We start from the raw sequence: 23,637 nt of genomic DNA, 5'->3' as shown, positions 1-23,637 counted from the left end.
GCACCGCGACTGCCTCATATTTTAATTTTTTTCAAGCGTTTCGATCGGATTTCCCGCACGCTCCCATGGCCCTCATCTTTTCCTCGACACGGGCAATATCGATGGGCAGGTCAACCTCGGGAGAATCATAGGGCGTGACAACCACCCGGATGCGATGCCCGTGCTCCATGGCGCGAAGCTGCTCGAGTTTTTCGATCTCCTCGAGCCTCCCGGGCGCAAGAGACCGGAAGCAGTTCAGGAATTCATGGGTATAGGCATAGACCCCCAGGTGCTTGTAGACGTCGTATCCGCCCCCCCCGTCCCGTCCGAAAGGAATGGTCGCCCTGGAGAAGTAAAGGGCGTCACTGTTGTTGTCGAAGGTAACCTTTACATCCTTGGGATCGGTAATCTCGCGTTCGTCCACAATGGCAAAGGCCAGCGTGCTCATCTTGATCGACGGGTCCTCGTAAAAAGGCTTGACCACGGCGTCAAAGCATCTCGGATCCACCATCGGCTGGTCACCCTGGATGTTGACCACGACATCCGTCATCTCCAGGCGTAGCCGCTGGGCCGCTTCAGCCACCCGATCCGTACCGGAACGGCACTGCGACGACGTCATGACGACGTTTCCGCCGAAGCCGCGGACCGCGTCCCGGATTCTTGGGTCATCGGTAGCCACATGTACGGAAGCGACACAATCGGCCTTCGTGGCCTGTTGATACACCCACTGGATCATCGGTTTTCCGCAAATGGTCGCCAGGGGTTTGCCATCAAATCGACTGGACCCGTATCGCGATGGAATGATCACCACAACTTGCATCGGAATTTCCTTTTTCGCTTACCTTGAACAAAGCCTCATTTTTTCCATCCACCGATCAGGTGCAGGTGCAGATGAAAAATCACCTGCCCCCCCCCTTTTTCCACATTAAAAAGCAGCTTGTATCCGGAAGCGTCGACACGCTCCTTTTTCGCCATTCGTCTGGCGGTGGTGATCATTTCCGCCAAAATGGCATTGTCCCCCTCGGTCAGATCGTTGATGCTGCGGATATGCCGTTTGGGAACGATCAGCAGGTGCACGGGGGCGTGGGGATTGATGTCCCTGAAAACCACCAGCTTGTCGTTCTCGAAAAGAAAATCGGTAGCCGTCTGGCCGTTGGCAATTTTGCAGAAAAGGCAATCTATTTCCATGGCAGGCTCTCCTGTGTGTTCTCCAACGCGTTTCATGGCATGCGGATGGACGGAATCGGATGGCTGGCAAATCGTTTCGGAATCGTCTGTTCCTACCGGTTCGGCGACATCCTTGTCAAGAAGACAATTCCCACCGGGGATTCGTCCCGACCAAGGTTCGCCGCCGTGCTCCCGAAGGGATTAAAATACTGGAAATTCATTATTTAAGTTTTAAATGGGTCTGCCGATATGAACTTACATCAAAGGGAATTGCCGGCAATGCCGCCGGGGACCCCACCGGCACGGCAATTCACAGGTGATCGAGAGAACTTTCAACGATCATCCAGAGCGAACGTGTTAACTGAAACGGCCATACCATGAACATCCTGATAGCCGACGACGATCCAGTAACCCTGAAACTTCTGTGTGAACGGGCAGGTGCATGGGGCCATACGATTCATCGGGCGGCCGATGGCCAATCCGCCTGGAAAACCATCTGCAGCACCCCCATCGATGTGGTGGTCAGCGACTGGATGATGCCGGAACTGGACGGCCTTGAACTGTGCCGCCGAATTCGAGACCGGCAGGATTCCGGATACATCTATCTGATATTGATCAGTGCCCAGGATTCGCAGGCGGATATCGTCCGCGGCCTGGAAAGCGGTGTGGATGACTACATCACCAAGCCCATCGACCTGGACGCCCTTCGCGCCAGAATCGAAATCGGTGTCCGCATCGTCAACCTGGAACGGATGCTCAACCGAAAAATCGAGATCATCACCGCCAACCACGTCCAGACCATCCGCATGTTCTCACAGCTGATGGAAGTGGTTGACGATGACCTGGGCGGACACTGCCGGCGCACGGCACAACTGGCCGTCGAACTGGCCCGTCGGCACCCCGGCGTCGGTGATGCCGAAATCCCGGTCATCGAAACGGCCGCCCTCCTCCACGATATCGGCATGGTAGGCATCCCCAAGGGCATCCTGAACAAAAGCCGCACGGAAATGATCAATGACGAACGGCAGCTGTACCAATCCCACGCCGCCATGGGGGCACGCATTCTCGGTGAAATAGAAATCATGAAACCGGCAGCCCTCCTGGTGGGGATGCACCACGAACAGATCAATGGCAAAGGATTTCCCGACGGCTTGGCCGGCGATGACATTCCCGTCGGGGCGCAGCTGATATCGGCGGCATCCATTTACGACAACATGATCCACAGGGGAAAGATCGCCCTTGATGACATCCCTGAACGGCTGCAGCGAATCAACGGGTACCTGCTGTCACCCCAGGTGGTGGCGCTGCTGCTGGAGGTCAATGTGGCCCGGCAGCATGACCTTGCCAGGCAGACGGATGAGGAACGATCGCTGGATGAATTGACGGCCGGCATGGTGCTGGCGGCCAACGTCCGCATGAAGACCGGTGCCTTTGTCATGGCGGCCGGCACGGCACTCGACGACTACGGTATCGAGAAACTCAGACAGTACCATACCATCGGCACCATCACCGACAAAGTGCTGATACGCAAATCGTCCGTGAGGGAATAAATGGATCTTGCAACGATCATAGGCCTGGTCAGCGGCAGCGCACTGATTCTGGTCTCCATTGTCATCGGCGGCAGCGCGCTGGTTTTCATCAACATCCCCGGCCTGTTGATCGTTGTCGGCGGGACCCTGGCGGCCACCTTCATCAAATTCACCATGGCTGATGTCATCGGCTCCATCGGTGTGGCCATGAAGGCCTTTCTGGCAAAAATGGAATCACCGGAAAACATCATCAGCGAGATGGTTGAATTCACGCGCATTGCCAAAAAAGAGGGGCTCATCGCCCTGGAGAAGGAGACACCGACCGATCCCTTTTCCGTCAAGGCCCTGCGATATCTGTCCGACGGTTATGACGAAGGACTCATCGCCGACATGCTCCAAAAGGATATTCGCCTGATGGGGCAGCGGCATGCCACCGGCCAGAATGTTTTTAAAGGGATGGGCGATTCCGCTCCGGCATTCGGCATGGTCGGCACCCTGATCGGCCTGGTCCAGATGCTTTCCTCCATGTCGGATCCGGCCAGCATCGGACCGTCCATGGCGGTGGCCCTGCTGACCACCCTTTACGGTGCGGTCATCGCCAACCTGATCGCCCTGCCCATTGCCGACAAGCTGGCATTGAGAAGCGAGCAGGAACGCCTGAACAAAAGCATCATCGTGGAGGCCGCCATTGCCATCAACCGTGGCGTGTCCCCCATGGTACTGGAAGAGTCCCTCAAAATTTTCCTCTCGCCCAAGGAACGGCAGCAGGCTGAGGCTGAAAACGGCAATCCCGAGTAACTGGCAGGTGACCGATGAGTAACGATGTACAGGAATGTCCCCCATGTGTAAAAGGCGCCCCCATGTGGATGTGCACCTTCGGCGACCTGATGAGCCTGCTGCTCTGTTTCTTCGTGCTGCTGCTCTCTTTCTCCGAAATCGATCGTCAGAAATATAAACAGGTGGCCGGCTCCATGGAAAAAGCGTTCGGCATGCAACGCAAAAAAAATGTTTCTGAATCACCCCGCCATGGCCTGAAAATGATCGCCAAGGACTTTGATCAGGAAGCCATCGCCACACGGGTAAAGGAGTTTATCGGCAGGGAACTGGAAGAAAACTTCGATGAACTCTACGGACGGATAGAAAACGACATCGAAATCGAAGCCGGAAACAATCGGGTCGTCATCCGCATGATGGGAGAGAGCACATTCGACTCGGGAAAAGCCGAAATCAAGACCGAACTCAAGCCCTTGATCCTCCGGATCGGCCAGATTTTAACGAGCGAAACCGCTGGCGATATCGTCATTGCCGGCCACACGGACGACGTTCCCGTCAGGGGCGGCCCGTTCCAATCCAATCTCAAGCTGTCCATCGCCCGCGCCGCCACCGTCGCACAGTTCCTGCTGGACCAGTCTGCCATCGACCCCAAACGGGTCGCCACCATGGGGTTTGGCGAATTCCGCCCCATCGCTGACAATCTCACGGCGGAGGGCCGGCGCAAGAACCGGCGCGTGGAAATCGTCGTCGGCACCCTTCCCCGCCGCCCTGACATGTCCCGTTCGAAATGATCTATCCGAGAAAATCCACCAGGGTGGGTTGAATGACGCTTGCTGAAGTCGCCAGAAGAACTTCGTAGGCCGTCTGCTGGACCTGCATGTCGATAGCGGTTTTGGTGATATCAACGTCTTCGACGTCGGCGCGCATGGTTTCGACGGAATTGCTCATATTGTACCAGAACGTCTCGGTTCTCTCCAGGCGCAGGTAGTCGAAAGACAGGTTGCTGCGCACCAGCTGAATCTGATCGTCAATGCGGGTTAACGGATCCACATGGGCCTGGACCGCCGTCCGGTCGAACGGGTCGGCGAGCAAGGTCGATTCCAGGCTGTCGAGCACCGCGAAAAGATTGTCCGCCCCCTCGATGAATATCTGTTCACCGTCGGTTTCGATCGGAATCGTGATCCCCTCCCCCACGATGACCTGGTGGCTGCCGTTGTCTCCATTGTAGGCATAGGGTGCAGCCGTATCAAACGGGGCCGTATCGGTCACATGGCCTGAAAAGATATAATTGGTTCCATATTTGGAGTTGGCCAGCCCCAGCACCTGCTCGCGGATATTATCGATTTCCTGGGCCAATGCGACCTTGCTTTCCGTATCCGGGTTGGAGGCAATATTCTTGGCCTGGCGGATCATATCCTGGGCCTGATCGAGAATGGCTTCGGTGAATTCCACTCTGGTTTTAGCATCCAGAATATTGTCGCGGTACTGATCGATGGTCGACAATGTCGTTCGATAATCGAGCACCTTGCCCATCCCTACGGGATCGTCGGAAGGTTTGTTGATCTCTTTTCCGGAAGCCAGCTTCAGTTGCGTTTTCATGAGTTGGCTGCTCTGTTTGGACAGGTTGGCCTTTATGTGGTCTGCCATAATCCGGTTACTGATTCTCATCCTGGACTCCCATTCGATTGTTATACCATGGCGACAAGCGTCTGGAGCATTTCGTCGACGGCGGACACCAGTTTGGCGGCCGCCGTGTAGGCGCTTTGGAACTGGACCATGTTGACCATTTCTTCATCCATGGAGACACCGGACACCTCTTCCCGGTAGGTGGCCAACTGCAGCGACACCGTGGATTGATGGTCCGCATTGACACTGGCCTGTGAAACCAGCCGGCCCACGTCACTGACCAGGCCGCTGTAGGAATCATCGATGGTGGCACTGTTCCCGCTCATCAGCAACTGGTTCTGGATTTCTGCCATGGCAATGGCATTGCTGTTGCCGCCGGGGGGGTTCTCAAAAACCGTCGGACCGTTCATCGCCGCAGCAATCAGGTTGGTATCGCCGGCAATCGCACCATTGACCGTAATGTCCGCCGCACCGGTAAAGGGCGAGAAAAAATCCAGACCGGCATCCCCGTTGAGGTCAAGGCCGCTGTTGTGCTGGCTGTTTACCGCGGTGGCCATGGCAACGGCCATATCGTCCAGACGGGTCAGATAATCCGGAATAATCGTATCCCTGGATTCTATCCAGCCCTTGAGTTTTCCGGTTGAAATATCATCGGTGATATTGTCCAGGGTCCCGCTGCTGCTCTCCCAGAAAACATCCTCAAACCCGTCGGCATTCGTTCCGGTGGTCAGGTCCCACGAACTGGTCCGGTCCACAAGCGTGTGCCCGTTGGTGCTGACAACGGTCAAAAACCCGTCGGCATCCTCGAAACTGTTTACATCGATCAAACCGGAAAGCGTCTTGAGCTTCATATCGCGCTGATCCCTGAAATCGTTGGCACTGTGTTCGTTTCCGGCTTCAACTTCGGCAATTTTCAGGTTCAGTTCCGCAATTTCGCCGGTCAGGGTGTTGATATCATCCACCGCCCCTTTGATACTGGCATCGCTGTCCGACTGGACCTGGGTCAGGTCCCTGGACAATTTATTGAATACCAGGGTCAGGTTTTCGGAATTGGCCAGCAGCGCTGCCCGCTCCGTATATCCTGACGGATTGTTGGCCAGTTCCTGCCAGGAATTCCAGAATTCATTCATGGCGCCGTTCAACCCATAGCCCGAAGCATCGTCGAACATCAGTTCGGCTTTTTCCAGGGTCTCCTGCTGGGCCTGCCACCGCCCCTCCTGTGACGCCGCCGCTTCCATCTGGGCGGCCAGGAAGCGGTCGTATATCCGCTGGATGGTCCGGTTGGCACGCACGCCGGTGCTCAGGGTTCCGCCCTCATAACGAACGGGTTCGTTTTGCTCCATGTTGAGCCGCTGCCTGGAGTAGCCTTCGGTATTCACATTGGCAATGTTGTTGGCCGTGATGTCCAACGCTTTCTGCTGCGTCAGCAGCGCGGTCTGGGCAACGTTGAGCATGCCGTATATCATGTTGGCCATGGCGGGTATCCCTCCGGTTAGTTATCCAACTTCAAACGGTTCCACAGATCAGGCGCCCGCCGCCACACGGGTAGCCTGCCGACGGTTGACGGGTCCCCGGTTTTTGATAGACCGGGTTGTCTTCGAGGTGGCGGGTCAGGAGGTTCAGCGATCCCTTTATCAGGTCCAGGTAGTGATTGATCAGCAACTGGTTGCGCCTGTTTTTCTCTTGAACCGCGCCGATGACCGATCGCAGGCGATCGGCACGTTCAAGCAGCCTTTCATCATATGGCGGCGCCACATATCTGGCCAGCCGGCTTATGGTAAGCGGCTGTCCGCCGGTTCCGTATCCGTCGGCCAAGCGGTCAATCATGGGTTTTCTTTTTTGCTCAAACTGCTGGAGTTTGAACAGCAGGGCATCTTTTTTCAGCTGGACCGTATCGAAACGGTCCTTTCTGGAAAAAGAAATCGATTCTTCTTCATCGGCCAACAGGTTTTCCATTTCCCGGTAACAAGACGTCTCTTCGTCCAAAATGGATAGCAGGGTGGATATCATCACATTCATGGGGCATCCTTTGGGTTGTCGTCATCCATTGGTTTCAATCTGTTTCAGAACCATGTTATTTTCCAGGGTCTCGTCGACCATGCTGGCCGCAATCCGACTCCCGCTCACCCGGTAGGCACCTGCTTCAATCTGGCGTCTTAAAAACGCGACCCGGTCTTCACGATTTTCACCGGGCATTTTCGCCTGTTGCACGGCGCTTCCGGTGTCGCGTCCTTTTTCCGTCAGAGTGACGGTGTCCCGTCCAGGCGGACTTGCCGGCAAATTGTCCCTTCGGAGATGGCATGGCACCGATAAATGGGCCGGCCGCCTGCGGTCGGGCAGAAATTGCAGCGGGCCCTTTTGGGGAATTATCATTAAAGATCTCCTGGTTCCGATTGATCTTATTCGCCACGATCGCCGATCATGGTGGCACTGCCTGTGTTATCGGCCATTTGCGGCGATGGCTTTAATCCCCCGATTCAACGTCCTTGGATGGTGCCCCCCGGCGCCTTATTTTTCTCCTTTGAGCTGGTTGAAAATCATTCGTGAAATTCCGATGCCGCCGTTTTGCGCCATTTCCCCCGCGATCTGCTCATCCAGCATGCCCGTAAAGATCTCATCGGCCATCGATTGGGGAAACAAGGCGGATTCAGGAACGGTGGCCCGCATTTCCTTGAGCATAAAATTGAGCAGTAGAGATTCGAACTGCCGGCTGGCCGCTTTTAGGTCGGCATCTGAATCAGCGGTGCGGCGGGCGGCCGAAGTGGCGGTTGAAAGGGTTCGGTCGGCCCTGGAGGCCTGCAGTTGAAAAATTGTGGACGCCGCTCCCATGGGTTTTAAATCAGACATCAGATCACCTCCAGATCGGCCTGGAGTGCGCCGGCCGCCTTGATGGCCTGGAAAATGGCAATCAGGTCCCGGGGGGTAACCCCCAGGGCATTGAGCGCATTGACCACCTGCCCGATACTTACGCCTCTGGGAACCACCACCAGCTGGTTGCCATCTTCCTGAACATTGATCCGGGTGTTCGGCGAGGCCACCGTCTGTCCTTCGGAAAAAGGCAGCGGCTGGGAGACATTGACATTTTCCTGAACCACAATGCTTAAATTGCCGTGCGCGATGGCAATGGTTGAAATCCGGACTTGGTCACCCATGACGACCGTTCCGGTGCGCTCATTGATCACCACCTTGGCGTCATTGTCGGTCTCCACCTCCAGCGCACCTAGCGAGGCCAGCAGGGAAACCGTGTTGCCCATGTATCGATCCGGGACCCTGATCTCGATCGTCCCGGCGTCCTGTGCCCGTGCCAGGGGTTCGGGGAATTGGGCGTTGATGACGTTGACCACCCGGTCGGCGGTGGTAAAGTCAGGGTTGTGCAGGCTGAACATCAGGCGATCACGGTCGCCGAAATTATTGGGGACCTCCCGTTCGATGATGGCTCCTGACAGCACCCGGCCCACGGTGGGAAAGTTCTTCACCACCGAGGATGCGGCCCCGCCGGCGCCAAATCCACCGGTGTTCACAGGCCCCTGGGCCACGGCGTATATCCGGCCGTCAACGCCCTTCAGGGGCGTCATCATGAGCGTTCCGCCCTGAAGGTTTTTGGCGTCGCCAATGGAGCTGACCAGCACATCCATCCGGTTTCCCCGCCTGGCAAAGGGCTGCAGCGTGGCCGTGACCATGACAGCGGCGACATTTTTCACCTGGATATCCTTCTGGTCGACGGTCACCCCCATTTTTTCCAGCATGGAGGCCATGGATTGTACCGTAAAGGTGGCCTTTTTCCCGTCACCGGACCCATCCAGTCCCACCACAAGGCCGTATCCCACCAGCTGGTTCTTGCGGACACCGTTGATTTCGGCGATGTCCTTGAGCCTGGCGGCACCGGCCATACTATGCCATCCCATCCCGGCAACGGCCAACAGCGCCCAAAATACGGTTCGTCTCGTTTTCATATATGCGCCGATCCTCACGATTAAAAAGGCCACACCGTATTCACGATATTGGTCAGCCAGCCGGGTTTCTGCCGGTCGTTGACCACGCCGGATCCGCTGTAGGAGATCCGGGCGTCGGCAATATAGGTGGAAAGCACCTGGTTCTTGGCATTGATATCACGCGGCCTGACCACGCCGGTGAGCTGGATGATCTGATTTTCGTTGTTGATCAGCACTTCGCGCGAGCCGGTGACCATTAGATTCCCGTTGGGCAGCACCTGCGTCACCAGCGCGGTGATATAGGCATCCAGATCGCCACTGCGCCTGGTGGTTCCGGTGCCTTGAAATTCACTCTCCACGCCGCCGGCCACTTTGGAAAAGGGATTGAAGAACGGCTGATCGGCCGGAAACCGTTTTTCGGCGTTAAAGAACGCGTCCACACTGGCGCTCAGGGAAGAACTGCGATCGGTCGCCGTGCTGGCCTTGTTGGTGGCGGCCGACGATTCAGAAATTTTAATGGTGACGATATCCCCAACGGTTCTGGCTTTCTGGTCGGAGAACAGGCAGACCAGCGGCGCACCGTCCTGCCACAGGGAGCCATCGGATGGAGGCGATGCCGCGCTGTCTGGAACCGGCACCCGTGCCGCCTGCTCGGCCGTATCGAAACTCGGGGCCTTGGACTGAACGGGGCTGCCCGTTCCGGGAAACCCGGCGCATCCGGACAGCCCGAGGCCCAATAACAGCATGACCGCCAGGGGTTTCAGGACGCTGCCGGAAAGATCTGTGGTGAATCGTGGAATCATCTTACACCTCGTTAAAAGTCGACTTCAACGGCGCCCGGCCCGGTGACCCGGGCCATGACGATGCGATTGGAGTCCGTATTCATCACCCGAATCATCTCGCCCCTGCAGCCCTTCTGTTTGACCATGCCCGTGGCGGTAATGGTCATGAGACCGGTTCTGGCAACAATCTTGACGACATCACCCCGTTTGACCAGCGGCGGCCGGGCAATCATGGTGGATTGAAGCACGGTATTCGGATAGACCATTCGTGTCACCCGATTCCCCAGCGCATCGTCGATGCGGGTGACGACCGTCGCCGGCAGCCCCGCGAGATCACGGCGTTCCACGGCCAGATCAGCCCGCCGGATATGCTGGTGTTTGCCCAGTGGGCGGACCACCGACACCACGTCGGCCATCACGGCGATGGTCGCCTGCACCTTGATTCTGCGCACCGGCTCCCCGTCCACGAAAAGATGCAGGTCCAGGGTCGTACGCCCCATATAATCCTCGTCACGGTCGGGAACCAGTCGATAGGCAAGCTTTCCGGTGGGCAGTTGAATGCTTTCATCAAAGCGGATGCCGCTGATGGCGACATCTTCATCCTTCCAGGGCATCCGGCTGCGAATCGCTGCTTCCACCGCCCGTGCGATACGGCCGACGGGCAATGCCGCCGCCTCCCGGGTAATGCGTACATCCCGGGGACCATTGAAAACCATCGCGGCCGTATCGACACCGGCCTGTTTGAGACGGATACGAATATAGTCGACGCCCACGAACCGGGTCTGTCCGGGTGGGGGGGATTTGGCCACGACGATGTCGCCCACCGTTTTCAACGGCGTAGTGGGGCCATCGGTGACGGCCGCGATATCCGACAGGCGAACCGCCTCGCGATCGACAACGACCGCGGCTTTCAGCGTAAGTCCGGTCGTGCCGGCGTATACCGCAGCCGGCGCGGACAGCAATGCGGCAAGGATGAAGAACAGGTAGCGGCGCAGCGTGTCCATGGGTTGAAATCCCTGGATATCGTCAGTCATCATCTTTTTTATCTTCTCAGGTTGGTTGCGGTCTGAAGCATATCATCCGAAGCCTGAATGGTTTTGCTGTTGGTTTCATAGGCCCGCTGGGCCACAATCATGTTGACCATTTCATCCACCACGCTCACATTGGACATTTCCAGGTATCCCTGGGCAATGGTACCGAAATTGTCCTCGCCCGGTGTCCCGGTGGTGGCATCTCCCGAGGCGCCCGAAGGCATGAACAGGTTCCTGCCGATGCTTTTCAGTCCGGCCGGGTTCACAAAACTGGCCAGTTCGATATTGCCCACATCCGACGCCTGGCTGTCCCCCGCCAGCAAAACGGATACCGTTCCGTCGGTCCCGATGGAAACGGATACGGCATCGGCCGGAATGGTAATTTCCGGTTCCATGGGAAACCCGTCCGAGGTCACCATCCGGCCGTCGCTGTCCAGTTTGAAGGTTCCCGCCCGGGTGTACCCGGTTTCTCCGTTGGGTTGGATCACCTGGAAAAACCCGCCGCCTTCAATGGCCATGTCCAGTTGATTCTGGGTGTGGTTGAATTCCCCCTGGGTGAACATTTTCTGGGTAGCGGCGGGACGCACGCCGTGGCCCACCTGAATGCCTGTGGGCACCTGCGTATCGGCGGAGGATGACACACCCGGCGATCGGAGGGTCTGGTAAAGCAGATCCTGGAAATCAGCCCGGCTTTTCTTGAACCCGGAGGTGCCGACATTGGCCAGGTTGTTGGAAATCACATCGATGTTCAAGGTCTGGGCCTGCATTCCGGTGGCTGCGGACCATAGGCTTCTGATCATGGGTGCCTCCTGTGATGTCGATACATTGCATGGGGCCTGCGAAGGGAATCGGACCACACACAGGCGTATAGGAAATTGATTCTATGCGGTTTTACCCACATCGTTGATGCTCTTGGCTGTGGCTTCATCGGCGGTCTGGATGACTTTCTGATAAGCTTCAAAAGCCCGTGATGTTTCAATCATCTCGGTCATGGCGCGCACCGGGTTGACGTTGGCGCCTTCCAGGACCCCCTGGCTAACCGTGGTGCGCTCCGGTCGCTCTGCCGGGACCGCCGTCTCCGAAGCGATAAACCGGCCGTTACCCGCTTTTTTCAGACCTCCCCGATCGAGAAAGTCGGTGATCTGCAGGCGGCCGACTTCATCACCATTCACATACACGGCGCCTTCCGTATCGATTTCCACCGTTCCTTCTTCCAGGGTGATTTCACCGCCCTCACCCAGAACCGGATACCCGTCGGATGTAACCAGCACCCCCTCTCCATCCAGCGTAAAACTTCCCTGGCGGGTGTACTGGACACCGTCGGGGGTTTGAATGGAGAAAAAACCGTCGCCGTTGATGGCGAGATCCAGCGCGTTGCCGGTCTGGCGAATCCCCCCCTGGCTGAAATCTATTTCGGTCGTAAAAGGCGGTGCATAGGGAGACAGGGACTGAACCGCCTCAATGGGGGTCTCGAAAACCTGGGGGTCGGGCTCTTCCGGAATCTGAAACAGGGAACGCTCGCTTTTGTATCCGACGGTATTGATATTGGCCAGGTTGTTGGAAAGGACTTCCAAACGCAGCTGCTGAACCAGGGCGCCGGCTGCCGCAAGGTACATGCCACCACTCATGGGGTTTCCTCCGGAGCTTTGGGATCGGGTGAATTCATATCGAAAAGGATTTTATGCAACCTAAGTGCCACAACAAGGGTTTTCCAATCTCCCTGTTTTCAGGCCCCAATAAAAGAGAAACCATCATTGAAACGGATTGAACCCAAAAAACCGGTAGGCAACATGTGCCCGACCGGTCTTTTTTTCCTGTCGGGGGAAGGACAGGCGATACGGCGTCAGGCGGCGTTCAAACGCATGACCATGGAAATCTCGGCTTCGGGCAGGGCCAGCTGCCGGGCGATGGTCGATACGGTCATTCCGTTTCGTACCATCGGTAGGATTTGATCATAAGGCGTCTGGCGTTGGGCCGGAGCAGGCATGGCCTCGGGTTGAACAGCGTCGATTGCTTCGTCCACCGACGGATTCCTGACGGCAACGCCCAGTTTTTGTCGTTCCTGTTCGATGGTGGCGGCCAAGGCGGCCAGCATGGAGTCGGTTTTCTGGGTCATGAGAAACATGAGCGCCCGATGATGGATATCGTGTTCATTGAGCGGTGATTGGGATTCCGAAGGATCCGGCACGCCGGCGATCTTGTTTTTTTTCCGGAAAGCACGGAATTTGATGGTCCAGTATCCGATCAGCAATACGACCACGGCGATACCGCACACTTCGTAACTGGCATTTAACATGGTACCCCTTTCTTATCGGTTCATTCTGGCAATGGGCGATGGGGTTCGACGGCAGCGGTCAATCCTCGAGCAACCCTTCCCGACGCAGCTTGCCTCTCAGGTGAATGATGGCCTGGGCATGGATCTGAGACACACGGGATTCGGTAATGTTCATGACCTTTCCGATCTCCTTCATGGTCAATTCGTCAGAATAGTAAAGAGAGACGACGAGTCTTTCCTTTTCCGGCAGCAGGTCGATATTTTTGGCGATGGTGGACTTGATCTCCTTCATGGTGGTCAGGGACAGGGCGTCATCAGCATCGCCGTAGGCCAGAGAACCGGTCGCAAGCGCCGTATCATGCTGCGACGTACAGCCGATCTCTTCGAAACTGACAAAAGAGATGCTGGACATCCGCTTGACTTTGTATAACTGCTCCAGATCCATATCCATCTCTTCGGCCAGTTCCTCGTCCGACACTTCACGCCCCAGCTTCTGTTCCAGCTTCAGATAGGCCTTTTCAAGATCCCGGATCTTTCTGCGTGTGGTCCGCCCCAGAAAATCGCGTGACCGCAGTTCGCTCAACACAGCCCCTTTGATGCGAAATACCGCGTAGGTGATAAATTTATTGTCCCGGGTGGGATCGTATCGTTCGATGGCCTGAATCAATCCGATGATTCCGACATTGATCAGGTCATCCACTTCAATGGTCGCCGGCAGATGGACCGCAATCCGGTTCACGATACGCTTCACGTAGGGAAGGTATTCGTTGACAATTTGATTTCGCAGCAAATGGCTGTCTTTTCCAAAGTTTTCTTCTCGCGATTGCGCCAGATCCATGTTTTTTTACTCCGCGTTTAGGAATTCTTCCGTTATGCTGTGGGGCCACTCACCGGCCACGGGGTGAATGGTAATTTTTCAGCAGGCTGTTCTGGCCTGTCCCTTGTGAACCATAGGCTTCCAGGCATGGGCCGGGTTGTCGGGAAGCCTGGGTTCAAATGATATCCTGCCAGATCAGGGGCCGGTTTTCAGACCTGGAGATCATGGGCTCGGATCGGGCCAGCCTGTGGGCCAGTTCGGCAAAATTGCGACTGGCCCGCGTCATCGGGGCCATTTCACAAACCACCTTTTGTTTGCGGACCCCGGCTTTGACATTGTCGTCGACGGGCACGTGCCCGAAATAGTCGATGGACACATCGAGAAAACGATCAGCCACCAGACAGAGCTGGCGGCTCACTTCATCCGCCTCTTTTTCGTTTTTGGCCAGGTTGACGAGCAACCGGAAACGCTTTTCCTGATATCTGACCGAAAGGATTTTCATCAATGCGTAGGCATCGGTAATGGAAGTGGGCTCCGGCGTGACCACCACCATGATTTCGTTGGCCGACACATTGAAATACAGGACGTTGGATGAAATTCCGGCGGCCGTATCGATTAAAACGATATCGTAATTCATAAGCAACGCGTTGAGCTTGTTGTAAATCTCTAATTTCTGGACGGCGGTCAGCTTGGTCAGTTCCTGAATTCCCGACGATGCCGGAAGAATTTTCAGGTTCCCCGGTCCGCTGACAATGATCTCCGACAGTTCTTTCTTCCCTTCGATCACGTGGGAAAGATTGTAACGGGGGGTCAATCCGAGCAACACATCCAGGTTTCCGAGGCCGAGGTCGGCATCGAAGATGAGCACCCGGTTGCCCGCCTTGCACAGGGCATAGCCCAAGTTGGCGACAATGTTGGTTTTTCCAACACCGCCCTTTCCGCTGGTGATGGCGATGACCCTGGCCGGCGACCGACCGGGGGCACTCTTTTTCATGGTCGCATGTTTCTGTTTTCTTTTCAGGTTCAGGCTGATGATCTGTCCGGTTTTGTCGATTTTAGGCATTGCCGTCTGTTCTCCAGAGTTAGATTGCGCTTGCGCGCGTGTTTCCAAAGGCGGGCATCACCGGTTTTGAGACCATGCTGATGTTGCAGCATGCCCGGCACGGCCTGAACCCTTCGTCCATGGCTTCTTCAATGCTGTTGAATGCGGTGATATTCTGCGCGTTGATCCGTTTTACCGACTTGCAGTCCGGATGGTGAAACAGTTCGGAATTCCGGTTGGCCACGTAAGGGCCGGCCTCCCGGTTGCCGGCGCCGGCGGCCGGTCGGGAGGTGGCCTCGTATTTTCTGGACCCGAAGGGGGCCACCGACACATGTGACGGTTTGATCCGGGGGGCGGCGGCGATCCGGCCGGTTGCGGTTTCCTTCAGCCCATCGAACAGATCGGGCCCGTCGGCATAAAAAGATACCGGCAGGCGGGCTTTCTCGAGCAGCGTCAACATGGATCGGTCGTCGATGACCTCGTCCATGCGCGTTGGGAGCAGCCGATTCACGCCCAGCTGAGAAAAGGCATCGACAGCGGCCAAAAATACCTCGTCCCGGACGGTTGCACTGGCCACCAGATGGGTTTCATCGGGACCCACCGACCGGATCAAGGCGCCCATATCGTCCATCATGGATGCGTCCATGCCGCTGATTCCGGGTGTGTCGATCAATACCACGTCAACGCCGGCCAGATCGTCCAGCGTCGACTGCAACTGTCCGGCGTCGTAGATGACCGTGAACGGCAGCTTCATGATCCGTGCAACCCGCTCGAGCATCGCGTTGGCACCGAACCGGAATCGATCCAGGCTGAGCAGGCCGATCCGTTTTTTCTCGACGGTCCGGCAACGCCATGCCAGTTTGGCCGCCATGGTACTTTTCCCCGCACCCGAGGGTCCGACCATCGCGATGGTTGTCGGCTGGGTGCCGTTTCGGTAAAAGGGGGCCGCGACCAGATTGCTGAGCGCCAGAGACCGGACCCATGGGGCCGTTGACGCCTCGCCCTCGTCTGAAAAGCAGGTCGCTGCTGCCGGTCTGGGGGCCAATCCGTTAGCAGGCATACCCGATTCCGGGGCGGTTTCGCTTCGATCGCTCCGGGCGGGGGGCGGTTCCGTTGCCGCCGGCGCCTCCTGAACCGATGGTGACGCTTCCGGAGCAAACGGGGTAAACATGCGAGGTACCGACGACAGGGAAACACGGTCGGTCTGCGCCTCGTCATCCAGATGCCGGGACAGCACCCCGGAGAAATCATTGCCGCTGGCATCCTCCGCCGGATAGTCCGTGGCGGCCGTGATTTCGACACTCTTTTTTCTCAACGCACTGAAAAAGCCGCCGGGTCGGACTTCTTTGGCCGACAGAATCACGGCCTCGTCGCCGAATTCGCGTTTGACCATGCGAAGGGCTTCGGTCATATCCCCTGCTTCAAAGCGCTTAATCTGCATCTGATGCCTCCACGGTTCCGACTATTTGTATCTTGGCGCTGCTGACGATCTCATCATAGGAAAGGACCGACAAACCGGGAATGAACCGGTCGGCCAGTTTTTTGAAATGGCTCCGGATCTGGGCGGAACAAACCAGCAACGGCTGAACGCCCAGGGATTTATAATCTTCCATCTTGACCGACAGGTCGTCCATGATCGACTTGGCATAGGCCGGGTCGATGGCCAGAAAGGTCCCCTGGTCGGTCTGCTGGAGAGATTCGGCAATTTTCTTTTCTGCCCGCTGATCCAGCGTGAGCACATGCAGATTGCCGTCAGGCGCCTGGTAAAAGCTGGTGATTGTCCGGGCCAGAGCCTGGCGCACGTGCTCGGTCAGGATGTCGAGCTTCTTGGTGGTGGGAGCCCAGTCGGCAAGGGTCTCCATGATGGTGAGCAGGTCGCGCACCGGCACCTGTTCAAGCAGAAGATTCTGCGTCACCCGCACCACGCCACCCAGCGAAATAAGATTGGGGACCAGTTCTTCCACCACCTTGGGATGGCTGGCCTTCAGGGTATCCAGCATCTTCTGGACTTCCTGCCGGCCCACCAGTTCATGCGCATGGCGGCGAATGACATCGGAAAGATGCGTGGTCAAGATGGTTGCCAGGTCCACCACGGTATACCCCTTGGCACTGGCATCTTCACGGGCCGAGGGTTTGATCCAGAATGCCTCCAGGCCATAGGTGGGCTCCCGGGTGGCGACACCGTTGATGCTTGCATCGGCGGCCCCCGGGTTCATGGCCATGAGGTGATTGATCATCAAATCACCGCTGGCCACTTCGATTCCCTTCAACAGAATCGAATAGGCGCCCGGCTTGAGTTTCATGTTGTCCTGAATGTGAATGGAGGGCACCACAATGCCGACCTCCTGGGCAATCTGCCGCCTGATGGATTTAATGCGCTCGAGCAGTTCGCCATCCTGGTCCACATCCACCAGCGGAATCAATCCATACCCCACCTCAAGGGCAAGTACATCAATGGGCGGCAAGGGTTTGAACGATTCCGTGGGCTTCTCTTCGGCCTTCTGTTCCTGCTGAAGGGCGAGATCCCGATCCGCTTCCAGCTTGGCCCGTTCGATCTGGAATATCAGGTAGGCCACCAAACCGGATGTCGCCGATAAAATGAGAAAAGGGATGGTCGGCAGTCCGGGAACCAGCCCGAAACCGAAAAGCATCACGGCGGCGACCACGAACGCACGGGGTTGAACCAGCAGCTGGCTTCCGATTTCCAGGCCCAGGCTTTTTTCGGCACCGGCACGGGTGACGACAATGCCCGCCGCCGTGGAAATGATCAGCGCCGGAATCTGGCTGACCAGCCCGTCGCCCACGGTCAGCAGCGTATAGGTCTGAGCGGCGTCGGCAAAATTCATATTCTTTTGAAACACACCGATGGCCAGCCCGGCCAGGATATTGACAAAGGTAATGATGATGCCGGCAACGGCGTCACCGCGCACGAATTTATTGGCGCCATCCATGGCCCCGTAATACTCCGCCTCACGGCTGATCTGCCGACGCCGCTGCCGGGCCTGGGTTTCATCGATGAGACCGGCGTTCAGGTCGGCGTCGATGCTCATCTGTTTCCCCGGCATGGCGTCCAGGGTAAAACGGGCGGCCACTTCGGCAATCCTGCCGGCACCCTTTGTGATCACCATGAAATTGATCACCACGAGGATGATAAAGACGATAAATCCGACGATATAGTTGCCGCCGACCACAAAATTCCCGAAAGCCATGATCACTTTGCCGGCGGCGTGGGTGCCCTCGTTTCCGTGAAGCAGGATCATCCGGGTGGATGCCACGTTCAAGGAAAGCCGGAACAGCGTGGACAGCAGCAGCAGCGAGGGAAAAGAGGACAGGTCCAGCGGCTTCAGGATATACATTCCCACCAGAAGGATGATCAGGGCCAGGGTGATATTGAAAGAAAGAAACAGATCCAGCATCATTGCCGGAATGGGAATGACCATGACCATAAGAATGGACATGGCGGCAAAGCCCATCAACACATCGGTATTGTTGGTAACAAATGCGAACCGGTCGAGGTATTGTTTGCGTTCGGCCATTTCCATGATGCGTGTGCCCACTCCTTGATTGCGGAAACGATGAAATCAAAATTAGCATATTCCATGCCTATCGGGGCGTTCCATCGGACACAACTGCATAATAGGAATGAACTACCTGACAATACGGCTAATTTTAATTTCTGTGTTTTTTTGTATTCGCCTGGCCCCATCCGATTGACGGTCCGGACAGGCCTTCGTGGCGGATAAGCGTCAAATTATTGTCCCGGGAAGCATAAAGGCCCGAAAAGATGGGAGCGCCGTCCAATCGACGGCGAGTTGCAGGCAGGGTCGGATCCCGAGTTCGGTGGCGTCATGCATTGACGAGCCCCTTGAGCCGATAGACATAGGCAAGAATTTCAGCGACGGCCCGGTACAGGTCCGCCGGGATGAAATCACCGATCTCGGTTGATTTGAACATCGCCCTGGCCAGGGGTTTGTTTTCGACCAGCGGGATATCGTTTGCGGCGGCGATGTCCTTGATTTTCCGGGCAACAAAGCCGGCGCCCTTGGCCACCACGACGGGCGCCGACATGCCTTCTTCGTATTTCAGGGCAATGGCCAGATGGGTGGGGTTGGTAATCACCACGGTGGCTTCGGGGACCGCCTCCATCATCCGCTTGCGTGCCATTTCACGCTGAACGGACCGGATTCGGGCCTTTACGGCCGGATCGCCCTCTCGCTGCTTGAATTCATCCTTGACCTCCTGTTTGGTCATTTTCAGATCCTGCTGGTGCTGCCATTTGGTGTACGCAAAATCAAGAACAGCCATGAGAAAGAGAACCATGCAGGTGTAGAGACACATCTGGAAGGATACCTGACCGATAAACGACAGGATATTGCCGATGCTCAACTGCATGAGGCCGGGGATCTGATCCAGGTAGCGCCTGAGGACGATGAAGGCAACCCCGCTGATAATGACCAGTTTGATAATGGATTTTCCCAGCTCCACCAGAGACCGCAGGGAAAACAACTTCTTTAGCCCGCTGATGGGGTTCAGTTTGGCCAGACTGGGAGTCAGTTTTTCTCCGGTAAAGAGAAATCCGAACTGGGCGACATTGCCGACGACACCCGCCGTCATCACCACCAGCATCAGCGGAACCAGTATGACAACGGTATTGATAAAAATATCCCAGAACAGGGTATGCATGGTTTCGGGAACCATATCCAGGGTCCCGGCCTGTTGATACATACCACGCATGGTATTGGTCAGCCGGCCGAGCATCCAGGACCCGGCAAAAAACAGCACACCGACACTGCCCGAAAGAATCAAAACCGAAGGGACCTCGCGGCTCTGGGCCACATTGCCTTTTTGGCGGGCATCCGAGAGCTTCTTCCCGGTTGGCTGTTCGGTTTTGTCCTGGCTGGAGCCACCTGCCATCGGTCACCTTCCCAATGCCATTATTTTTATCAGGTCGAACAAAGTCACCCGATAAGATGAGAACAGGTCTATCAGAAAAGCGGTCAGATAAGGGGCAACGATCATCATGAAAACCAGCCCGATCAAAATTTTCAAGGGCATGGCAACGATGAAAATGTGCATCTGGGGAACGGTCCTGGCCACCAGGCCGAGGCCGACACTGACCACCAGCATCACCGCTATCAGCGGCGCCCCCACCTTGATGGCCACGACAAACGTGTTGGCGGCCAGGCGCATCATCATATCCACCAACTGGGGATTCATGTGCAGGGACAGCGGCGGCAGGACGCGATAACTGTCCACCAGGGCGGTAAAGAACATGTGGTGGGCGTTGATGGCCAGAAATACCAGCATGGCCGTCAGATTGTAAAACTGGGCCAGAATCGGAATCTGCGAGCTGGAGGCCGGATCGACCACATTGGCCATGGCAACCCCCATCTGAAAACCGACGATCTGGCCGGCCATCTGGATGCCTGTAAAAAGCAGCTTCACCGACAGCCCAATGGTCACACCGATGGCCACCTCTGAAAAAATCCCGATGACAAACGTCATCAGGCTCAGATCCGCCGTGGAAACGAACACATCCACCACGGGCAGCATCAGGACGCTGACGGCAAAAGCCAGGCCGGCCTTGAAAACAACCGGAATCGTGGCTGCATCCAGAATCGGTGCACTGAAAACGATGGCGGCAACCCGCAGAAAAACCAGCAGGACCCCGTAGAATGCATCCAGGGGAATATTGAGCGTCGCCATCCTTACCGCCTCATGGGGTCATGCGGGTTCGGGCAGCAAAGGGGCCGACTGCCGGAACCTTCCGGCACCTCGGTCTCCAGTCGTCTGCCATATCCATTATGCCGGTGATTTTCGTAACGTTTCACGTTTTCGGATGTCGCGGGTCATCGAATGTAAGTGGGCAGGTTGATCAACAGATCCTGGGTAAACCCGATGATCAGTTTCATCATCCACGGGAAAAAAAATAGCAGCGCCAAAGCGACGCCAAGCATCTTGGGCACAAACACCAGGGTCATTTCATTGATTTGCGTGGCGGCCTGAAACATGCTGACCAGCACGCCGGTAATGAGTCCCACCGCGAGCATGGGGGCGGCGAGAAGGATGGCTGTTTTGATAGCCTGCATGAAAAATCCGGTGATGAATTCGGGGGTCATGGGAAAATACTCCTTCAGGCAAAACTTTTTACCAGGGATCCGACAATCAGGAACCAACCGTCGGCAAGCACAAAAATCATCAGTTTGAATGGCAGTGATACCATGATTGGCGGCAGCATCATCATCCCCATGGACAAAAGAACGCTGGCCACCACCATGTCAATGATCAAAAACGGCACGTAAAGCATGAATCCGATCTGAAAGGCCGTCTTCAATTCGCTGATGATAAATGACGGGATCAGCACCGTGGTGGGAACGTCGCCAACGTTGGCGGGGCGCTTCATCTTGGCAATGCTTACCAGCAGTGCCAGATCCTTTTCCCGGGTCTGGGAAATCATGAAGTTGCGGATCGGTTCCAGCGCCTTTTTCAGGGCCTGCGTCTGGTTGATTTCCTTGGCGATCAGCGGTTGAAGGGCGTCCTGATTCACTTGCTGCCACACCGGGGCCATCACGTAAAAGGTCAAAAAAAGCGAGAGACCGATCACCACCTGGTTGGGCGGCAGTTGATTGGTTCCCATGGCCTGCCGAAGCAGTGAGAAAACAATGGCGATGCGGGTAAAGGAGGTGAGCATGATCAGGATCGACGGTGCCAGGGAGAGTACCGTCATGAGCAGGAACAACTGCATTACGACGGCGACCTGACCCTGTTCTCCCTCCTGATCCAGTCCGATGCTGATCAGCGGTGCCGGTGCCTGCCCCCATGCACTGCCGGCCGCCAAGGCCACACCCATCACGATGAGCACCAGCACGCCCACCTTGAGGGCTGCATTCCTCCGGCCGCGGGGGGCCGCCGGCTGGACGTCGGGTGCGGTTCTCACGCGTTCCCCTTTCCCCTGAAGCCGCTGCCGATACGTTTCAGACGGTCGGACAGGATCGGTCCGAAGGATTTCGGTTCGTCTTCCGGGATCTGCTGCTGGACGATGTCGTCATCAAGGGTATCCAGCAGGTTGATCCGGTCCCCGGTAATTCCCAAGACCAGTACTTTTCCGGGCACACGTACCAGGGAGATCGTCTTTTTCACACCCATGTAATGGCTCTCCAGCACCTCAATCCGGCGTCCGCCGCCGCCCCCCGTCCGCTGCCGGGTGAGTTTCCTGGCCCCGTACAGGAGACAAAGGATCATGGCCAGCACCACGCCCAGCGAGGCAATCATTTTCAATCCGGCCGACATCATATCCGGCATGCCATTCATCCCAGTTTCTCCAGTCGTTCAACGGGGCTGATCACCTCGGTGAGGCGGACACCGTATTTTTTATTCACCACGACGACGTCACCTTTGGCAATCAGACGGTTGTTGGCCAGAATTTCAAGCGTATCACCGGCTTCTTTGGGCAATTCGATGACGGCGCCCTGGCCCAGTTTAAGCAAGTCATTGATCAACATTTTCGTTCGCCCCAATTCGATGGTGATTTCCAGGGGGATATCCAGCAACAGGTCCAGGTTCTCGGTGGCTTCCGCCTGTTGATTGTTGGTCGTATCGGGCATATCAATGGCTCCCATAGGTTCTGTAGGCAGTTTCAGCGGTCGATGACCGGCGCCGGAATCGGATGATGCAGGATTTATTGCGTTGGCCATCGATCATCCCCTTCCCCGGTCCGGGTCGATGGTTTCGGTGATCTGAACGGCCTTGCTGCCTTTCACGACGCCGGGCATTCCCAGGTATTTGGGAACGCGTTCGATGTTCACGACCACGTTGTTCTGGGGCCCGGTGTTCAGTCGAAGAACGTCGTCCACTTCAAAATTAAGAATTTCCTCCACCGAATAGACGGTTCTGCCCAGCTCAGCCACCAGATTGACTTCGGTACGTCCGAGCAGGCTTCGGATTTCAGCACCAAAAGAACTGGCCCGGTCTTTTTCACGCAGAAAGCTGGAACTGAGCTGATCCTTGATCGGTTCGAGCATGAGGTAAGGCATGCACAGGTGAATGTTTCCGGAAAACGATTCGGTGCTGATGGCAAAAACAACGATGATCAGCTGATCGCTGGGATTGACCAGATACACGAACTCCGGTTTGGTTTCAATTTTCCGCAGTGCCAGCCGAAGCCTGTAGGCCGACTCCCAGGCCGTTTCCAGGTCCTTTAAAACGGCCATGGCCATTCGCTTGAGCATCCGTCTTTCGAGCATGGTGAACTCGCGGATTTTCTCCATGGGCTTGCCTTCACCGCCGAACATGCAATCGATCAGCGAGAAAACCAGGTTCGGTTCGAAGGCCATGAGGGCCGATCCGATCAGTGGTTCCATGCCATAGATGATAAAACCGGTGGGATTCGAGAATGCCTTGATGAACTCTCCGAATTTGACGGTTTCCCGCGAGATGACCTTGACCGAAATGGTTCGCTGAAAAAGGCCGGACAGGGAAGCCTGAAACAGGTTGACGAATTTATCGTAGACCTCTTCGAGCGCATCGAACTGACCGCGCTGCATGATGTTTTGGGTGGTCAGATCATAGGGGCGGACTTCAACCGCCACCTCCTGCTTCTCTTCGACAACGTCGATCTCGCCACTGTCCATTGCAGTGAGCAGGGCATCGATCTCTTCCTGTGAAAGTATCTGGTCGGCCATGA

At 56.4% G+C, this 23,637-nt stretch carries 27 protein-coding genes; 3 read left to right on the top strand and 24 right to left on the bottom strand.

What is annotated here, in order from left to right; all coding sequences use genetic code 11:
* Window positions 1–31 precede the first annotated feature (31 nt).
* Window positions 32–799, bottom strand: coding sequence for a 3-deoxy-manno-octulosonate cytidylyltransferase (gene kdsB, locus DSCA_RS03580; protein WP_155315126.1), 768 nt, complete (start codon window positions 797–799; stop codon window positions 32–34).
* Between the two features lie 35 nt (window positions 800–834).
* A complete protein-coding gene (locus DSCA_RS03575) occupies window positions 835–1,167 on the bottom strand; it encodes a histidine triad nucleotide-binding protein (protein ID WP_155315125.1) in 333 nt (110 codons plus the stop codon).
* 356 nt (window positions 1,168–1,523) lie between these two features.
* Here DSCA_RS03575 and DSCA_RS03570 point away from each other — a divergent pair, with 356 nt between their 5' ends.
* From DSCA_RS03570 to DSCA_RS03560, 3 genes are read left to right on the top strand one after another with little or no spacing between them, the layout of a single operon-like run.
* Window positions 1,524–2,696, top strand: a complete 1,173-nt coding sequence (locus DSCA_RS03570) for a response regulator (RefSeq protein ID WP_155315124.1) — start codon at window positions 1,524–1,526, stop codon at window positions 2,694–2,696.
* On the top strand, window positions 2,697–3,473 hold the full coding sequence (locus tag DSCA_RS03565; protein ID WP_155315123.1) for a MotA/TolQ/ExbB proton channel family protein: 777 nt from the start codon (window positions 2,697–2,699) through the stop codon (window positions 3,471–3,473).
* A 14-nt stretch (window positions 3,474–3,487) separates the two neighbouring features.
* Window positions 3,488–4,240: a flagellar motor protein MotB gene (locus tag DSCA_RS03560; protein WP_155315122.1), complete on the top strand. Its 753-nt coding sequence runs from the start codon at window positions 3,488–3,490 to the stop codon at window positions 4,238–4,240.
* Window position 4,241: 1 nt separating this feature from the next.
* Here the strand turns inward: DSCA_RS03560 and flgL are convergent, their stop codons facing one another.
* The 22 genes from flgL to fliM form a co-directional block, all read right to left on the bottom strand.
* The gene (gene flgL, locus DSCA_RS03555) at window positions 4,242–5,117 is read right to left on the bottom strand and encodes a flagellar hook-associated protein FlgL (protein ID WP_155315121.1); all 876 of its coding nucleotides are present in this window, start codon (window positions 5,115–5,117) and stop codon (window positions 4,242–4,244) included.
* A 20-nt stretch (window positions 5,118–5,137) separates the two neighbouring features.
* On the bottom strand, window positions 5,138–6,550 hold the full coding sequence (gene flgK, locus DSCA_RS03550) for a flagellar hook-associated protein FlgK (RefSeq protein ID WP_155315120.1): 1,413 nt from the start codon (window positions 6,548–6,550) through the stop codon (window positions 5,138–5,140).
* A gap of 31 nt (window positions 6,551–6,581) precedes the next feature.
* A complete protein-coding gene (locus tag DSCA_RS03545) occupies window positions 6,582–7,094 on the bottom strand; it encodes a flagellar protein FlgN (protein WP_155315119.1) in 513 nt (170 codons plus the stop codon).
* A gap of 21 nt (window positions 7,095–7,115) precedes the next feature.
* Window positions 7,116–7,448, bottom strand: coding sequence for a flagellar biosynthesis anti-sigma factor FlgM (locus DSCA_RS32850; RefSeq protein WP_155315118.1), 333 nt, complete (start codon window positions 7,446–7,448; stop codon window positions 7,116–7,118).
* A 135-nt stretch (window positions 7,449–7,583) separates the two neighbouring features.
* Window positions 7,584–7,922 (bottom strand): rod-binding protein, encoded by a 339-nt coding sequence (locus DSCA_RS03535; RefSeq protein ID WP_155315117.1) that lies wholly within the window; start codon window positions 7,920–7,922, stop codon window positions 7,584–7,586.
* Window positions 7,922–9,028 carry a flagellar basal body P-ring protein FlgI gene (locus DSCA_RS03530; protein ID WP_155315116.1) on the bottom strand — a complete coding sequence of 369 codons (1,107 nt, stop codon included), beginning with the start codon at window positions 9,026–9,028 and terminating at the stop codon, window positions 7,922–7,924. The genes DSCA_RS03535 and DSCA_RS03530 overlap by 1 nt, the downstream gene beginning before the upstream one ends.
* Before the next feature lie 20 nt (window positions 9,029–9,048).
* Window positions 9,049–9,810: a flagellar basal body L-ring protein FlgH gene (locus tag DSCA_RS03525; RefSeq protein ID WP_155315115.1), complete on the bottom strand. Its 762-nt coding sequence runs from the start codon at window positions 9,808–9,810 to the stop codon at window positions 9,049–9,051.
* A gap of 11 nt (window positions 9,811–9,821) precedes the next feature.
* Window positions 9,822–10,826 carry a flagellar basal body P-ring formation chaperone FlgA gene (gene flgA / locus DSCA_RS03520; RefSeq protein WP_155315114.1) on the bottom strand — a complete coding sequence of 335 codons (1,005 nt, stop codon included), beginning with the start codon at window positions 10,824–10,826 and terminating at the stop codon, window positions 9,822–9,824.
* 5 nt (window positions 10,827–10,831) lie between these two features.
* Window positions 10,832–11,620 (bottom strand): flagellar basal-body rod protein FlgG, encoded by a 789-nt coding sequence (gene flgG, locus DSCA_RS03515; protein WP_155315113.1) that lies wholly within the window; start codon window positions 11,618–11,620, stop codon window positions 10,832–10,834.
* Between the two features lie 81 nt (window positions 11,621–11,701).
* Window positions 11,702–12,448, bottom strand: coding sequence for a flagellar basal-body rod protein FlgF (gene flgF, locus DSCA_RS03510; protein ID WP_155315112.1), 747 nt, complete (start codon window positions 12,446–12,448; stop codon window positions 11,702–11,704).
* 215 nt (window positions 12,449–12,663) lie between these two features.
* Complete coding sequence (locus DSCA_RS03505; RefSeq protein ID WP_155315111.1) at window positions 12,664–13,116, bottom strand: DUF2802 domain-containing protein; 453 nt, start codon at window positions 13,114–13,116, stop codon at window positions 12,664–12,666.
* A 58-nt stretch (window positions 13,117–13,174) separates the two neighbouring features.
* Window positions 13,175–13,933, bottom strand: a complete 759-nt coding sequence (locus DSCA_RS03500; RefSeq protein WP_155315110.1) for a FliA/WhiG family RNA polymerase sigma factor — start codon at window positions 13,931–13,933, stop codon at window positions 13,175–13,177.
* Window positions 13,934–14,087: 154 nt separating this feature from the next.
* The gene (locus tag DSCA_RS03495; protein WP_155315109.1) at window positions 14,088–14,975 is read right to left on the bottom strand and encodes a MinD/ParA family protein; all 888 of its coding nucleotides are present in this window, start codon (window positions 14,973–14,975) and stop codon (window positions 14,088–14,090) included.
* 19 nt (window positions 14,976–14,994) lie between these two features.
* Entirely contained in the window at window positions 14,995–16,395 is a 1,401-nt protein-coding gene (locus DSCA_RS03490) for an Ada metal-binding domain-containing protein (protein WP_155315108.1), read from the bottom strand.
* Window positions 16,385–18,496: a flagellar biosynthesis protein FlhA gene (gene flhA / locus DSCA_RS03485; RefSeq protein ID WP_231716365.1), complete on the bottom strand. Its 2,112-nt coding sequence runs from the start codon at window positions 18,494–18,496 to the stop codon at window positions 16,385–16,387. Before flhA ends, DSCA_RS03490 begins: the two co-directional genes overlap by 11 nt.
* 304 nt (window positions 18,497–18,800) lie before the next feature.
* Window positions 18,801–19,868 (bottom strand): flagellar biosynthesis protein FlhB, encoded by a 1,068-nt coding sequence (gene flhB, locus DSCA_RS03480; RefSeq protein WP_155315107.1) that lies wholly within the window; start codon window positions 19,866–19,868, stop codon window positions 18,801–18,803.
* 3 nt (window positions 19,869–19,871) lie between these two features.
* Complete coding sequence (gene fliR, locus DSCA_RS03475) at window positions 19,872–20,660, bottom strand: flagellar biosynthetic protein FliR (RefSeq protein ID WP_155315106.1); 789 nt, start codon at window positions 20,658–20,660, stop codon at window positions 19,872–19,874.
* A 143-nt stretch (window positions 20,661–20,803) separates the two neighbouring features.
* A complete protein-coding gene (gene fliQ / locus DSCA_RS03470; RefSeq protein WP_155315105.1) occupies window positions 20,804–21,073 on the bottom strand; it encodes a flagellar biosynthesis protein FliQ in 270 nt (89 codons plus the stop codon).
* A 14-nt stretch (window positions 21,074–21,087) separates the two neighbouring features.
* Window positions 21,088–21,891 carry a flagellar type III secretion system pore protein FliP gene (gene fliP / locus DSCA_RS03465; RefSeq protein ID WP_231716364.1) on the bottom strand — a complete coding sequence of 268 codons (804 nt, stop codon included), beginning with the start codon at window positions 21,889–21,891 and terminating at the stop codon, window positions 21,088–21,090.
* Window positions 21,888–22,265, bottom strand: a complete 378-nt coding sequence (gene fliO, locus DSCA_RS03460; protein ID WP_155315104.1) for a flagellar biosynthetic protein FliO — start codon at window positions 22,263–22,265, stop codon at window positions 21,888–21,890. Before fliO ends, fliP begins: the two co-directional genes overlap by 4 nt.
* Window positions 22,262–22,558 (bottom strand): flagellar motor switch protein FliN, encoded by a 297-nt coding sequence (gene fliN / locus DSCA_RS03455; RefSeq protein WP_231716363.1) that lies wholly within the window; start codon window positions 22,556–22,558, stop codon window positions 22,262–22,264. Before fliN ends, fliO begins: the two co-directional genes overlap by 4 nt.
* A 93-nt stretch (window positions 22,559–22,651) precedes the next feature.
* On the bottom strand, window positions 22,652–23,635 hold the full coding sequence (gene fliM / locus DSCA_RS03450; RefSeq protein ID WP_155315102.1) for a flagellar motor switch protein FliM: 984 nt from the start codon (window positions 23,633–23,635) through the stop codon (window positions 22,652–22,654).
* Window positions 23,636–23,637 lie beyond the last annotated feature (2 nt).

The organism is Desulfosarcina alkanivorans, from assembly GCF_009688945.1.
In the GTDB taxonomy this organism is placed as follows: domain Bacteria; phylum Desulfobacterota; class Desulfobacteria; order Desulfobacterales; family Desulfosarcinaceae; genus Desulfosarcina; species Desulfosarcina alkanivorans.
The sequence above is the reverse complement of the archived record's forward strand: the minus strand, read 5'-3'. Positions and strand labels throughout refer to the sequence as shown.